Origin of the sequence: Nonomuraea sp. NPDC049152 (assembly GCF_040648355.1) — a bacterium.
Taxonomy (GTDB): domain Bacteria; phylum Actinomycetota; class Actinomycetes; order Streptosporangiales; family Streptosporangiaceae; genus Nonomuraea.
Genome location: NZ_JBEZDO010000019.1, coordinates 1 through 12,425 on the forward strand (window position 1 = coordinate 1; position 12,425 = coordinate 12,425).

Genomic DNA, 12,425 nt, shown 5'->3' on the forward strand with positions numbered 1-12,425 from the left:
TCCCAGCACACCCGGACCCGCCTATTGGCGGTAACGCTACAAATCCCCTCGATCACACTGCGGCATCACGGGCAGAGGCTCGCGTAACGCACTCTGAGGAAATCGTCCGCCGCCCTGTCACACTCACGCGCCGCGCGGGGTCGACGTATCAGAGACGCAAGACACCCCGCCGGAGCAAGCCCGCACCGGCATCCCCCCTGATGAGGAGCGCTTCTGATGTCCACCACCTATGTCGTCATCACCATCCTGGCCGCCGCCTGGGTGGGTTTCTCGGCCGCCTCCATCTTCTTCCGCGCCAAGTGGGTCGTGGAGCCCTTGGTCGAATACGGTGTCCCCCGCGCGTGGTGGTCCTGGCTCGGTACGGCCAAGGCCGCAGGGGCGGCGGGCCTGCTGGTCGGCCTGTTCGTGCCGGTCATCGGCGTCCTGGCCGGGATCGGCCTGGTGCTGTACTTCACCGGGGCCGTCGTCACCGTGGCCAGGGCGCGCTCGTACTCGCACATCCCGTTCCCTCTGCTGTACCTGGCGCCGGTGGTCGTCTCCATGGCGCTGGGGTTCGCCGCTTGAGCTGCCCGCCCTGTTCATGGGTGTGGAATGCGACCCAGCACACCAGCAGGGCCGGCGCGAAGACCGTCAGTCAGGCCAGCCGGAGCCGTCGGGGACGGTGTGCAGCCCGTGCACCGGGGCGGCGCAGCGGGTCGAGCAGCAGCAGGGCCGCCCCGCACTGGGCGAGACCGAAGGTGACGGCCGCGAGGGTGGGCGGGGTCGCCGCCGTCAGCGCCGCGAAGCCCAGCAGGAACCACAGCGGCGACCACACCAGCTTGGCCGGGGCGTTCACGGTCCCCGGGTCCGCGCCGGAGGCGAGCATCACCACCGCCACCACGCTCCACACCGCCAGGACGGCGGCGACCGGCCGAAACAGCCGCAAGCGGGAACGTGAAGTGCTGACCCTCCTCGGACGCGGCCTGTCCAACGCCGAGATCGCCGCCGATCCGTTCGTCAGCGCCGCCGCCACCGTCAAGGCGTAAGCGACACGGCTGCTCGCCGCGCTCGACGCGCGCGACCGGGTCCGGCTCGTCATCATCGCCTACGAGGCGGGCCTGGCGTCCCGTACCGGACCGGTGGGACAGCGGAATCGTCCGTGCGGCCGCCTCGCTGACGTCAATACCGAGCCGCCCCAGTCGGTTCTTCCTTCAGATCGAGCCGAGGTCGAATACCCGCGGATGCGAACTGGCGCCACCGGCCAGGCGTTCGCGCCAAAGACGACTGGCATGCATTGGCACACGCGATGGAGCGGCGTTCGATATGGTCCGTACTGCTGGCCGGCAGCAGACAACCAGGCCTGCGGGGATAAGGTTCGTACGACATGCGCGTGACTGCCGAAGTATGCCGACCTGCGACGCCCACGTCCGGTGACGAAAGCGTCCGAGTTCGTCTTCACGTATAGATTTGGGAGCATGATCGATGGCTAAGCAGATCATAGAAACCTTCGTCGATGACCTCGACGGCAGCACCGCCGAGAGGACCACCAAGTTTGCCCTCGACGGCGAGAACTACGAGATTGATCTCTCGGCGGAAAACGCCGACAAGCTGCACGCGGCGCTCGCCCCGTTCATCATTAAGGCCCGGAAGGTCGTTCAGCCCCGCAGCGTGCGAGCCGGGCGGGGCGGGACTCGCGGTAGCGCCGCCATGAGCCGTGAGAAGAGCGCCGAAATTCGCCAGTGGGCCAAGGCTCACGGCCTCCAAGTCAGCGAGCGGGGCCGTATCTCCTCCGCAATCGTCGAACAATACGAAGCCGCCCACTAGTCCTGACGATGCGCGGCAGAACAACTCGTCAAAGCCTGACGGCGCTTGAAATTCAAGAGTAGGCATCGCGCGCCACGCGGTCAGCCGTGGTCATCTCGGCGCAGGCCGCGTTCACCGGGCCGAGGCCCGGCTCCACGTAAGGGAGCCGGGCCCGGTTGTCAGCCGACGGCGTAGGCGCGAATGATCGTTTGCGTCAGTGCGGCACCTGCGGTGTCGGTCGCCATCGCACGGAGCGAGACGAACCCGGGCGTGCGCGGGTTCGGCACGGCGGCGGTCCAGCCCGTGCCGGTGCGGACGACCGGGATCCGGTGCCAGGTGGTGCCGTCGTCAGTGGACACCTCCAGCCGGACCGACGTCACCTCCGCTTGAGCGGAGCCGGGGTTGCGTCGAAGACGAGGGACGTGCCGACCTCGAGACCGCTCTCCCATTCCAGCCCGGGGGTCCGGTAGTGGGTGAGAGTGCCGGGCAGCTTGATCTCCCCGACCAGCCATCCCAAGGAGTGGGCCGGCCAGTCGGTGAAGCGGAATCCGGCGAGGGGCCTGCCCGTTGCCGCCACCCCGGAGGCCCGGTAGGTCGCGGTCACCTTCGCCAGGTCCTTCTGCCTGGCGTTGTAGGTGGGGTCCTCGGGGATGCCGTCGGCGTGGCGGTGGACCAGCGCGATCTTCGCCGGCTTGCCCTCGCGGGCGTCCACCGTCACCTGCTGGTCACCGCCATCGACCTTCACCGGCTGGTCGGCGATCGTCGTGATCCACTTCCCGTCGACCTTCTCGGTGGTCTCGGTGAAGAGGTTCCAGTCACCCTCGGGCAGCCGGATCTTGGCCACGCCGTTCTGCACGGCCAGCGGGTGGACGATCCCGGTCTTCGCGTCGTAGACCTCACTGACCCTTGGGTCGACCGGCTGCCCCTGTCTGCCGGTCGCGGTGATGGAGGCTGACCGGGGCGTCACCGCTGTTGGCGTAGGTGATGGTCTTGGTCGCCACCCGCTCGCCCGTGCCGTTCCACGGGAAGGCCGCCCACACGTTGCCGGATGTGGCCGCGACCTGCTGCTTGAGCCCGCGGACCAGGTCGACCAGCCCCGCGCCCTGCTGGTAGAGCGTGGCGTCCCGCACCGGCTTGGCGCTGCCGACGAGCGCCGCCTTCAGCCGCGCGCCCGTCCAATCGGGGTGACGCTGGGCCAGGATCGCGGCCGCTCCCGCCACATGCGGCGTAGCCATCGAGGTGCCGCTCATCGACCGGTAGGGGCCGTCGGCGGTGCCTGACGCCGCGGCGGCCACGACGTCCACACCGGGCGCGGTCACGTCCGGCTTGATCGCACGTCCCTGCCGGGGCCCGGCTCGACGCGGTGCAGGCGGCCGGTGACGATGACGCGGTCGCCGGTGATCAGGGTCACGCTGTTCGCGGCGCCTGCGCCACCTGGTTGCTCGGTGCTCACCTGTCGCGGTTCGTCCGGAGGACCCGAGGGCGGCGTGATCCCGGCCGCTCCAGCCAGGAGAACAGCGATGAGCGACTTGCCTAACGTCATGAGCTACCTCACGCGGGAAAGACGATCTTTCCTCTTGTACGCCGAAGGCCCCGATCGAGTTCTCGCCCCCACCGCCCGAGCATCAGGACCACGCTCAGCGGACCCGCCGAGAATCGTGTCCCGAACCCGCGGCGACGATATCCCACGCATCAATGCAAATACGCTCGGTATACAGGGAAGCGCGTTCTTCCGCTGATCCGCCCCAGGATCTTAGTAGTCGCCCATGGCAAAGGCAAATCACGGCACCTCTTATGGGAATCGCTCCTAATGGGGACTGGGCCGTGGAACCGTCTCCGCGTTATGTCCAGCACAATTACCCAGTCATTAGATGACCGGCTCCGGACGCCAAGAAGCCGATAAACACCCAGGTCAGCGGCAGTATGTTCCGCTACACAGCCTCGGCGGGACCCAGATACGGGCACAGGGATTTTTCCTTCCAGGGCGCCGTGTGTATTGTCGTACCTGGCTCCGGAGCGCAGATGTGATTGACGAGGACAAGGTTTAAGGTTGCATGAGATGGGATGGAGAAGAGTGACGAGTCCGCTACTGACTTGTCGTTTAGTTAATTGACCGCATCGCCTCTATTTCACGCTATCCGCTAGGTAATTCTGGGCACAGTACGAACGGCCCGTCCTTGCGCTCGCCGTAAGGGTTCGACGCGCGCCGCGTCGCCCACGAGCCTCGTGCCGTCGCCGAGCCGATCGAGGGGCGCCCGCCCCGGCCACCGCGGCGAAGGAGTCCCTCACACTGACCATTTGGCAGCGGGGTGCCGCCCGCGCGGTGCGCGTTCGGCGCCCTCCCGCGTGCCCGCACGCGGTTGCCGACAGGAGTTCACATGAGAAGAACGCACATGACGCAGAACGTCGACCGGGAGAGCCCGGTGTTCCGGTCGATCGCCGAACGAGTGACCACCATCGACCAGGCCGTCCCGCGCATGACCGTCGTTCCCGCCACGTTGGACACGCCGTTGACCGTCCCGGCGTTCCTGGAACTGGCCGGCAGCCTGGCCGGCTTCCCCTTCGTGAAGGTCGTGGTGGACCTCGACGAGTCGCGGTTCCACTTCATCGACAGCACCGGCAATCCGCTGCACGTGCAGTACATCGCCGAGCACATCCTCGGCGAGCCCGTCGAGGATGTGCTGCGGGACATCGACACCTTCAACCACAACGTCTACGTCCGTCCCGACCGGCGTTTCCTGCTGGGGCTGATCGCACTGCACAGGCGGCCGGACGAGGACGACGGCGAGGAGCAAGTCCTCCTGTCGCTGGAGACGGTCGAGGCCGACACCATGCCCGCGGACCTGCTGCTGTCCTTCTACCGGTATGTCCGCGAGCACCTCCACCCGTCGGTGCCGCTGTTCCTCAAGCCGGCCAACCATCTGCAGGAAGCCCATGTCGCCGACATCCCGAGGGAGGAGTTACCTCGCCTCCTCGCCCACGAACTGCTGTCGCAGGCGCCGTTCGTGCCGCTCAACCCCGGCACCGTGTACGGCAGGCTCCGGGTGTTCCGGTCGGCGGCCGACTATCGGGCGGCGGCCGACACCGTGGAATGGCACGACGTCATCGTCATGCCGCGCGTGCCCGACGACATCCCCCGGGTGTCCGGACTGATCAACACCGAGCACACCACCCCGCTGTCCCACACCAACGTGCTGGCCACCGGGTGGGGCATCCCCAACGCCATCCAGACCGACTTCCTCGACCGGCTCGACCACTCCGGCCTGGACGGCCGGTGGGTGAAGTACGAGGTTGACCCGGGTGCCGCCGAGGTCCTCGTCGAGGCGGCCGAACCGCCCGCCGCCGTCGACTCGCGACCGCCCTGGACAGCCGAGCGCGTCACGCTGGAGAGACCCGAGACGGGCGCCACCGCGATCACTCCGCTGTCGCGGCTGCGCGTGGGCGACCACTACCGCTTCGGCACCAAGGCCGCCAACCTCGGCGAGTTGTGCCACGTGCTGGAGCACGGCTCCCGCCGCTGGCTCGGCTTCTACCAGATCCCCCGCCCGCCGAGGGCCGATCTGCTCGGCTATCTGGCCCGGCGCCTCGACGTCTCCGGTCCTGCCGACGAGGCCGCGCTGTCCGCCGCCGCCGAGCGCCTCCTCAGGCGGCACGTCGAGGTGCCGCGGGGCATCGCGCTGCCGTTCTCGCTGCAGCAGGAGTTCCTGGAGTCCTCGCCGCGGATCCAGCAGACCATCGGCCGCATGAAGATGGCGCTGGAAGCCGGCACCGACCACGTCGACGCGCTCTGCGCGGAGTTGCAGCGGCTGATCACCGAAACGCGGCTGCCCGAGGACATTCGGCAGCAGATCGATGACGCCATCGTCGCCCACTTGTCGGGCGTCGGTCAGTTCGTGGTGCGCAGTTCGTCCAACGCGGAGGATCTGGCGGGCTTCTCGGCGGCCGGGGTCTACGAGTCCGTCCTCCACGCGCGCACGCTGGACGCGATCGCCGACAGCGTCAAGGAGGTGTGGTCCTCACTGGTGTCGGCGCGCAGCGTGCGGCTGCGGCAGCAGGCGGGCATCCAGCTGGAGGACTGCTACATGGGTGTGATCGTCCAGGAGTTGGTGGACGTTCCCCTCGGCGGCGTGCTGGTCACGTGCAACCCTGCCGACCTGCGGGACTTCCGGAATGTCTACGTCAACATCTCCGCGGGCTCGGTCGTCGACGTCGTCGCCGGGACGGGAGCGCCCCTGCAGCACCTCTACAACACAGTCGAAGGTGGCGGCCGGACGATCTCGCTCGGGTCGGCGCGGTCCGATCTGGACGCCGACACGAAGGACGCTCTCGCGCGCCTGGCGCTGATCGGCCGCCTTCTGCAGTCTCATTTCTCCCCTGACTACCTCTACGGGGTTCCCGTCGACATCGAGTGGGCGCTGGACGGCGAACGGATCCGGCTGCTGCAGATCAGGCCCTACCGGGCCGGGTCATGACGGCGGGCGTCGCGCCGGCCGCCCAGCGGGTCATCAGGACCTTCAACGGGTTCAAGCTGTTCACCGGCCTGCTGTGGTGGCTGCCCGTCTTCTACGTCTACCAGCGCGACAGCGGCCTGTCCGATGCGCAGATCTTCACCATCCAGAGCATCTACTACCTGGCCTTCTGCCTGCTGGAGATACCGACGGGCGCGCTGGCCGACCGCTTCGACTACCGCCGTTTCCTCCAGGCCGGAGCCGCTGTGCTGACGGCGGCCAACCTCGTCCCCGTCCTGTGGCCCTCATACGCCGGATTCCTGACCCACTTCCTGCTCATCGCGCTCGGCAATTCGCTGGTCTCCGGCGCGGGCAGCGCCTACCTGTACGAATACCTGCAGCGCAGCGACTCCGTCGCCGCCTACCAGCAGGCCGAGGGCAGCGGACGCGCCTACACCCTGACCGGCCGCATCGTCTGCCTGCCGGCCGCCGGCGTGCTCATGCAGTGGTACGCCCCCTCGCCGTACTGGCTCTCGGCCGCCTGCAGCGCCGTCGCCGTGGTGCTCGCACTACGGCTGCCCGCCTTGCCCCCGGGCGGCGGCGAGCGCGGCGCAGAACCGCGGCGGTCGCTCCGCGAGCAACTCCTCGCCGGCAGGGTGCTCCGGCGGTCTCCGGTGCTGGTGCTGCTCATGGCCCAAGGGGTGGCGGTCTTCACACTCGTGCGAATCGGCCAGGCCAACCTCTTCCAGCCCATCCTGACCGTCAAGGATCTCCCGCTGGCGGGATTCGGCGTCGTCATGGCGGTGACCACGGTCTTCGAGCTGGCGGGGGCGACCCGCTCGACCTGGCTGCGGCGTTTCGGTGATGTTCGGGCCGTGTTCGCGCTCACCGCGGTCATGGCCGCAGCCCTGGCCCTGCTGGTGCCCGCGGGGCTGACCGGCACGCTGATCTGCCTGTGCGTCTTCTCGCTGGCGTCAGGCCTGATCTTCCCCATCCAGCGGCAGTTGATCAACGGCGCCATTCCGGACTCGCGGCACCGCGCCACGCTGCTGTCCCTGGAATCGCTCGTGGATCGTTCCGTCTGCGCCCTGGTCGTGCTCGCGCTGGGTGGATACCTGTCCCGGGGCGCGATGAACCTGTTCCTGATCCATGTCGCCGTCGGCACGATCGTGCTCATGGCGGCGCTGGCCGTACTGGTCCGTCTGATGCGCCGGCGGCGGCACACCGCCGCGGAGCCGCACACGGCCGCGAAGGAGAACGTCGCGTGAACAAGATTCTCTACGTCTACGCCAAGGGCGGCGCTCCGCTGGAGCACGCCTTCCCGCGCATCGCCGCCTGCGGCGAGCTGCACGTGCTGGCGCTCATGCCGCTGCCGGCAGCGGGCGAGGAGCGTTGGCGTCCGTGCTGCGCGAGCATCACCGAGGCCCACTCCGGCGTCGCCCGGGGCGACGTCGTCACCGAGGAGATCGTGCGGCACGCCAAGGCCATCGGGGCCGACGCCGTCGTGACGCTGTCGGAGTTCGCGGTACTGGCAGTGGCGCACGCCGCCGACCGGCTGGGTCTGGCCGGCGCCGGCGCCGTAGCCGCCGAAGGGGCGCGCGACAAGCGGCTCATGCGTGAGATCTGGGCGGCCGCCGGGGTCCCCGTCCCCGGATTCCGGCGGGTCTCCTCCGAGGAGGACCTGCGTACCGCGCTGACCGAGCTCACGCCACCGGTGCTGCTCAAGCCGGCATGGGGCGCCGGATCGATCGCCCAGCTGGTCCTCTGTTCGCCCGGCGACGTGTCCGCCGCGTGGGCGCAGGTGGGCGCGGCCCTGGACAAGGGCAAGCAGGTGGGGATGAGGGAGCTGTACGAGACGGAGGCGGATCACCACCTACTCGCCGAGGAGATCGTCGACGGTTCGACCGACGGCTGGTATGACGGTCCTGGCTACGCCGACTACGTGAGTGTCGAGGGGATCGTCGCCGACGGGGTCTACCACCCGCTGTGCATCGCGGCGCGGCTTCCCCCGATCCCGCCGTTCAACGAGGTGGCCAGCTCCATGCCCTGTGTCCTGCCCGAGCCGCTGCAACGCAGGATCGAGGAGGTCTCCCGTCGGGCCGTGGACGCCCTGGGGCTGGGCACCTGCGGCACGCACACCGAGCTGAAGCTGCGCGCCGACGGGCAGCTGACCGTCATCGAGACCGGCGCGCGATTCGGCGGCGTCATGATCATCAAGCAGATCGAGGAGGTGTTCGGGCTCGACCCGATCGCCATGCTCGTACGGCAGCTCCTCGGTGAACGGGTCGTCTATCCCGACCGGATGCTCACAGCGGGAAACGGCGCGGCCGCGTCCGTGGTCGCCGTCCCCGCCGACGCCGCGGGAAACCCCTGGCGCAGCACGCCGGTCTGGTCGCCGCGCACGGTGAACTGGCCGGACATCCTGTCGCCCGGCAGCGCCATCGAACCGGTCGCGGCCTTCGACCTGCCTGCGGGCAAAGCCGTCCCGGCCTATGACCCGGCCGCCGGCGTCGCCAACTGGCTGGGCGTCTTCATGCTCACCGCCGTTGACGCCGAAACGCTGCTGCGTGACTGCAACGCCGTGCTCAACGGCCTCGAAGAGGGCCTCAACCGGTCCGCTCTCGCGTCAGGCGGCCTGGGCGAGCGTGATGATCCCCGCTCCCACGAGGGCCGCCGCCCACATCCTGTCCACGTTGAACCAGGCCCGGCGCAGGAAGGTGAGTCCGGCCACCTCGTAGACGACCACCGCGACGGTGCCGGCCACCGCGAACATGGCCAGCGTGTGGAGGGCGGCCACGCCCAGCCCGCCGGAGATCGCGTGACCTCTGTGCAGTCCGGTGAAGACCGGGATCAGCATCAGCCCGGCGCCGTGGGCGGACGACATCAGGAAGGACCACGCGGCGAGCTGGGGCAGTGACAGTCGCATGCCCACCCAGCGGAAGTGCCGCTTGGACAGGAGCCGCCACAGCCCGAAGCCGACCAGCAGCACTCCCCCGGCGACCGACAGCACGGTGCCGGTGACCAGCGAGCCGGTGGCGCCGACGACGAGCGCGACCAACGCCACCGACGCGAGGTGGCCGGCGGCGATGACGGGGAGCGACTGCAGCAGCTGGTCCCTGCTGCGCTCCTGCAGGCCACGCGCCACGGCGAAGAGCCAGCCCATGGCCGGGTTGAGGCCGTGGAAGGCGCCCAGCAGGATGACTGCCGCGATCGTCATGGATAGCAGTAGGAGTCGGAGGAGGCGTCGCCTCCCTGCAGCCGCACCTGGTGGACGCGCAGGCCGCGGAAGTCGTCGCCGTGCGGGAAGAAGCGCTCGTCGAAGGTGAACGAACCGGTGTCGATCTTCGCCATCCAGGCTCCCACTCCTTCGGGGTAGAACTGGTCGTCCCAGGAGCTGTAGAGGGAGTTGCTGACGTAGACGCGCTGCCCGTCGCGACTGACCTCGACCATCTGCGGGCCGCCGCGCAGGGGCAGTTCGGGAGCGGCGGGGTGGGCCGCCTGCCGTACGATGCCGCCGATCTTGAGCGAGGCGGTCTCGACGGGATGGAAGGGGTCGGAGACGTCGAACCGCTTGAGCTCGCCGGTGCCCCAGCAGGAGACGTACAGGGACGAGTCGTCGACCGCGAGGTCGATGTCGGTGATCAGCGGCGGCACCGCGCCGAACGGCTTCAGCACCGGCGGCAGGTCGTCAGGAGAGGCGGGCTCGGCGGGGATCTCGATCACCTTGCGCACGTGCCAGCGGCCGCCCTCGTCGAACCAGAGCCAGACCGAGGCGGACAGGTCCTCCACGCTGATGACCACGGAGGCGAACCCGTAGGTCTTCGTCGGGTCGTGCGCGGGCCGCAGCTCCAAGGCGATCTGGTGTTGGTCACCGAGATCGACCTCCTGCACGTGGCGGCGCTTGCGGAGGTCCCAGAAGTGCAACCTGTGGCCATATTTCCGGCCGAGCAGCAGCTCCCCCACCAACCCGTCCTCGAACATCGAAGGAGTGCCCCACTCCGAGCTGATGAGGACGTCGTGGGTGATGTGCCACCAGAAGTCATAGGCGAAGTACTGCGGCCCGCGATCGACCTCCCAGCGGCCGAGCACGTCGAAGGAGTTGTGGTCGAGGATCGCTATGCCTCCGGGCCCGTCCTCGCCGTTGGCCCCGCCCATCGCGGAGAGGTAGATGCCTTCGGGGCCGCAGTGCACGGTGTGCGGGCGTGAGTAACCGGCGCGCTTGGCCAGCTCGCCGGGCTCGATCACCTTCACGATCTCCGGGCTCACCCTGTCCTTGGTGTCGAGGATGTAGATCCGCGACGAACGCAACCCGGGGACGACCAGGAAACGGCGCTCGATGTGCGGGTGCGGCGCGTAGGGACACAGCGCGCTGCTGCAGGCGTTCCACCCGAAGTGGTGCAGCTCGTCACCGGTGTACGCCATCTCCGTCCAGCCGACGACCGTGCCGTAGTCGGCGGAGCCAGGATCGGTGTCCAGTACGGCTATCGCATCGGGCCTGGCGGCCGAGCGATCCAAGGCCGCGACATAGGCGAGCCGCTCGGGAGGGGCGTCCGCCGCGTCCCGAGCCGATGGATAGAAGGTCGGATCAGGTGTCCAGAGGGCCATGACTCCAGCGTCCCTCCATTCCCGGGCCGACCAGGTAAATTTCTCGTCTGGACGGAGGCCGGGGCCCGACGCTGACCGGGCCGCGCCTGGATGGGTGGGAACCGCCGCACGACCGGGCTCCTGGAGAACCTCTCGGTGTCAAATCGTCCCGCAGGGGCAGATGAGGCGACGCGCCCAGCGACCAGCAGTTATGGAGCCATACGTGCCGATCTTAAGTCGCCGTCCCGTGCCGCCCAGGGAGCCTGACCAGGAGAAGCATGCCCCCAGAGCGGGCACGACGTGGAAGCGGATCGTGGTGGCGTCGCTCGCCCTGGCCGGCCTGGCGGTGTTCGGGGCGGTGCTCGTGAAGCTGACCCTGACCCCCGTGCCGGGCGCCGCCGACGAGGCCACCGGCAACGTCGAACCCGGCGCGAGCCTGCGGCTCTACCTGGACCGGCCCAGCGTCAAGGCCGCGCTGACGCAGGTCGGCGGCAACCTGGCACTGATGATGCCACTGGGCGTCATCCTGCCGGTGTTGTCGAAACGACTACGCGGCCCCGTCCGCCTCGCTCTGATCGTGGGTCTCTTCTCGCTGTCCATCGAGGTCGTTCAGGGCTTCGTCGTCATCGGCAGGGCCTTCGACGCCGACGACGTCCTGCTCAACGCCGCCGGTGCCGTACTGGCCTACTTCCTCGTCGGGCGCAGGCTGTCCCGCCGGCTCCGCCCCGGGTCCGAACCGTCCGACCCATGACGGCTCGTTCGCTCGCTCGAGCTCGGATCGCGGAGTCGGGGATCGGGCGCTCAGTCGGGGAAGCCCCGGAAGACGCCGTCGTCGTCCACGTTGTCGGCGAACTCGGAGAAGTCCATGTTGGCGATGGAGAGGTTGGCCTGGATCGACGGGAGTTCGGCGGGGATGACACGCATGGTCCGACCGTGCTCTTCGACCAGGTCGATGACCAGAAGCGGCAGCTCGGCCGATGCGGTCGTGGTCTCGTCGACCACGACGAGGATCGAGTTCTCGTAGCCGTCAGGGACCAGTGCCAGGATGTCCTGGGGCGCGAGGTCCTGGTAGGCGGCGTCTTCGAGGACCCGCACCTCGTCCATGTACTCCTCGACGAAGCCGCCCGTACCGGATACGCCGATCGCCGCGCGGACGGCCTCCCACGCGTCCTGACGGGAGAAGTCGGTGCGCAGCACCAGCATGGCTTGGGCCTCGGGCAACACGTCCATCGACTGATCTTCCTCCATTCGGGGCGCACGACGAGATGAAGCGGACCGTCAGGGCGACCGGCCAGGAGGTGGTCTGGCCCGGCGCCCGCTACGGGCTCGGGATCGGCTCACGCCCGCTGTCCTGCGGCGGCGTCTACTGGCACCACGGCGGCGACGACTACGGCTACAAGACCAGGACGGGCGTCACGGCCGACGGCAGGCGCGGCGTCGTGGTCTCCATGAGCACGCAGCTGGGCGACAGGCGTTCGCTGGAGCAGGAGAAGGCCGCGGGCGACCTGATCGACCGCGCCCTCTGCGACCGCCCCTGAGTTCCCGCCCGAGGCTCCGGTTACGAGGATGGGCGACGAACCGTCCGGGCGGCGTGATAGATCTTGCGGACCC

The 12,425-nt window shown here is 68.9% G+C and carries 14 protein-coding genes; 6 read left to right on the forward strand and 8 right to left on the reverse strand.

All coding sequences use genetic code 11. The features are described from left to right. The first annotated feature begins 216 nt into the window (after positions 1 to 216). Positions 217 to 564 (forward strand): DoxX family protein, encoded by a 348-nt coding sequence (locus tag AB0B45_RS30150; RefSeq protein WP_358137313.1) that lies wholly within the window; start codon positions 217 to 219, stop codon positions 562 to 564. Positions 565 to 634: 70 nt separating this feature from the next. On the opposite strand, the gene AB0B45_RS30155 is transcribed toward AB0B45_RS30150, so the two are convergent. Then, positions 635 to 925: a hypothetical protein gene (locus AB0B45_RS30155; protein WP_358137316.1), complete on the reverse strand. Its 291-nt coding sequence runs from the start codon at positions 923 to 925 to the stop codon at positions 635 to 637. Between the two features lie 536 nt (positions 926 to 1,461). Here AB0B45_RS30155 and AB0B45_RS30160 point away from each other — a divergent pair. Further along, positions 1,462 to 1,803: an Lsr2 family protein gene (locus tag AB0B45_RS30160; RefSeq protein WP_358137319.1), complete on the forward strand. Its 342-nt coding sequence runs from the start codon at positions 1,462 to 1,464 to the stop codon at positions 1,801 to 1,803. 158 nt (positions 1,804 to 1,961) lie between these two features. On the opposite strand, the gene AB0B45_RS30165 is transcribed toward AB0B45_RS30160, so the two are convergent. Genes AB0B45_RS30165 through AB0B45_RS30180 form a run of 4 tightly spaced genes read right to left on the reverse strand, consistent with a single transcriptional unit; the run spans position 1,962 to position 3,325 of the window. Continuing rightward, positions 1,962 to 2,141 carry a hypothetical protein gene (locus AB0B45_RS30165; protein WP_358137322.1) on the reverse strand — a complete coding sequence of 60 codons (180 nt, stop codon included), beginning with the start codon at positions 2,139 to 2,141 and terminating at the stop codon, positions 1,962 to 1,964. Between the two features lie 17 nt (positions 2,142 to 2,158). Then, positions 2,159 to 2,749 (reverse strand): hypothetical protein, encoded by a 591-nt coding sequence (locus AB0B45_RS30170; RefSeq protein ID WP_358137324.1) that lies wholly within the window; start codon positions 2,747 to 2,749, stop codon positions 2,159 to 2,161. Next, positions 2,679 to 3,101 (reverse strand): S8 family serine peptidase, encoded by a 423-nt coding sequence (locus AB0B45_RS30175; RefSeq protein WP_358137327.1) that lies wholly within the window; start codon positions 3,099 to 3,101, stop codon positions 2,679 to 2,681. Before AB0B45_RS30175 ends, AB0B45_RS30170 begins: the two co-directional genes overlap by 71 nt. Continuing rightward, positions 3,098 to 3,325, reverse strand: coding sequence for a hypothetical protein (locus tag AB0B45_RS30180; protein ID WP_358137330.1), 228 nt, complete (start codon positions 3,323 to 3,325; stop codon positions 3,098 to 3,100). Before AB0B45_RS30180 ends, AB0B45_RS30175 begins: the two co-directional genes overlap by 4 nt. Before the next feature lie 835 nt (positions 3,326 to 4,160). Between AB0B45_RS30180 and AB0B45_RS30185 the strand changes: the two genes are divergently transcribed. Both AB0B45_RS30185 and AB0B45_RS30190 read left to right on the forward strand, forming a co-directional pair. Further along, a complete protein-coding gene (locus AB0B45_RS30185; RefSeq protein WP_358137333.1) occupies positions 4,161 to 6,254 on the forward strand; it encodes a PEP/pyruvate-binding domain-containing protein in 2,094 nt (697 codons plus the stop codon). Then, the gene (locus tag AB0B45_RS30190; protein ID WP_358137336.1) at positions 6,251 to 7,498 is read left to right on the forward strand and encodes an MFS transporter; all 1,248 of its coding nucleotides are present in this window, start codon (positions 6,251 to 6,253) and stop codon (positions 7,496 to 7,498) included. The genes AB0B45_RS30185 and AB0B45_RS30190 overlap by 4 nt, the downstream gene beginning before the upstream one ends. 1,358 nt (positions 7,499 to 8,856) lie before the next feature. Here the strand turns inward: AB0B45_RS30190 and AB0B45_RS30195 are convergent. Continuing rightward, complete coding sequence (locus AB0B45_RS30195; protein ID WP_358137339.1) at positions 8,857 to 9,447, reverse strand: hypothetical protein; 591 nt, start codon at positions 9,445 to 9,447, stop codon at positions 8,857 to 8,859. Continuing rightward, positions 9,444 to 10,835 carry a selenium-binding protein SBP56-related protein gene (locus AB0B45_RS30200; protein WP_358137341.1) on the reverse strand — a complete coding sequence of 464 codons (1,392 nt, stop codon included), beginning with the start codon at positions 10,833 to 10,835 and terminating at the stop codon, positions 9,444 to 9,446. The genes AB0B45_RS30195 and AB0B45_RS30200 overlap by 4 nt, the downstream gene beginning before the upstream one ends. Positions 10,836 to 11,037: 202 nt before the next feature. On the opposite strand from AB0B45_RS30200, the gene AB0B45_RS30205 reads away from it, so the two are divergent. Continuing rightward, positions 11,038 to 11,565 carry a VanZ family protein gene (locus tag AB0B45_RS30205; RefSeq protein WP_358137344.1) on the forward strand — a complete coding sequence of 176 codons (528 nt, stop codon included), beginning with the start codon at positions 11,038 to 11,040 and terminating at the stop codon, positions 11,563 to 11,565. 50 nt (positions 11,566 to 11,615) lie between these two features. On the opposite strand, the gene AB0B45_RS30210 is transcribed toward AB0B45_RS30205, so the two are convergent. Beyond that, positions 11,616 to 12,044 (reverse strand): hypothetical protein, encoded by a 429-nt coding sequence (locus AB0B45_RS30210; RefSeq protein WP_358137347.1) that lies wholly within the window; start codon positions 12,042 to 12,044, stop codon positions 11,616 to 11,618. Between the two features lie 35 nt (positions 12,045 to 12,079). Here AB0B45_RS30210 and AB0B45_RS30215 point away from each other — a divergent pair, with 35 nt between their 5' ends. Beyond that, the gene (locus tag AB0B45_RS30215; RefSeq protein WP_358137349.1) at positions 12,080 to 12,352 is read left to right on the forward strand and encodes a hypothetical protein; all 273 of its coding nucleotides are present in this window, start codon (positions 12,080 to 12,082) and stop codon (positions 12,350 to 12,352) included. The last annotated feature ends 73 nt before the right edge of the window (positions 12,353 to 12,425 follow it).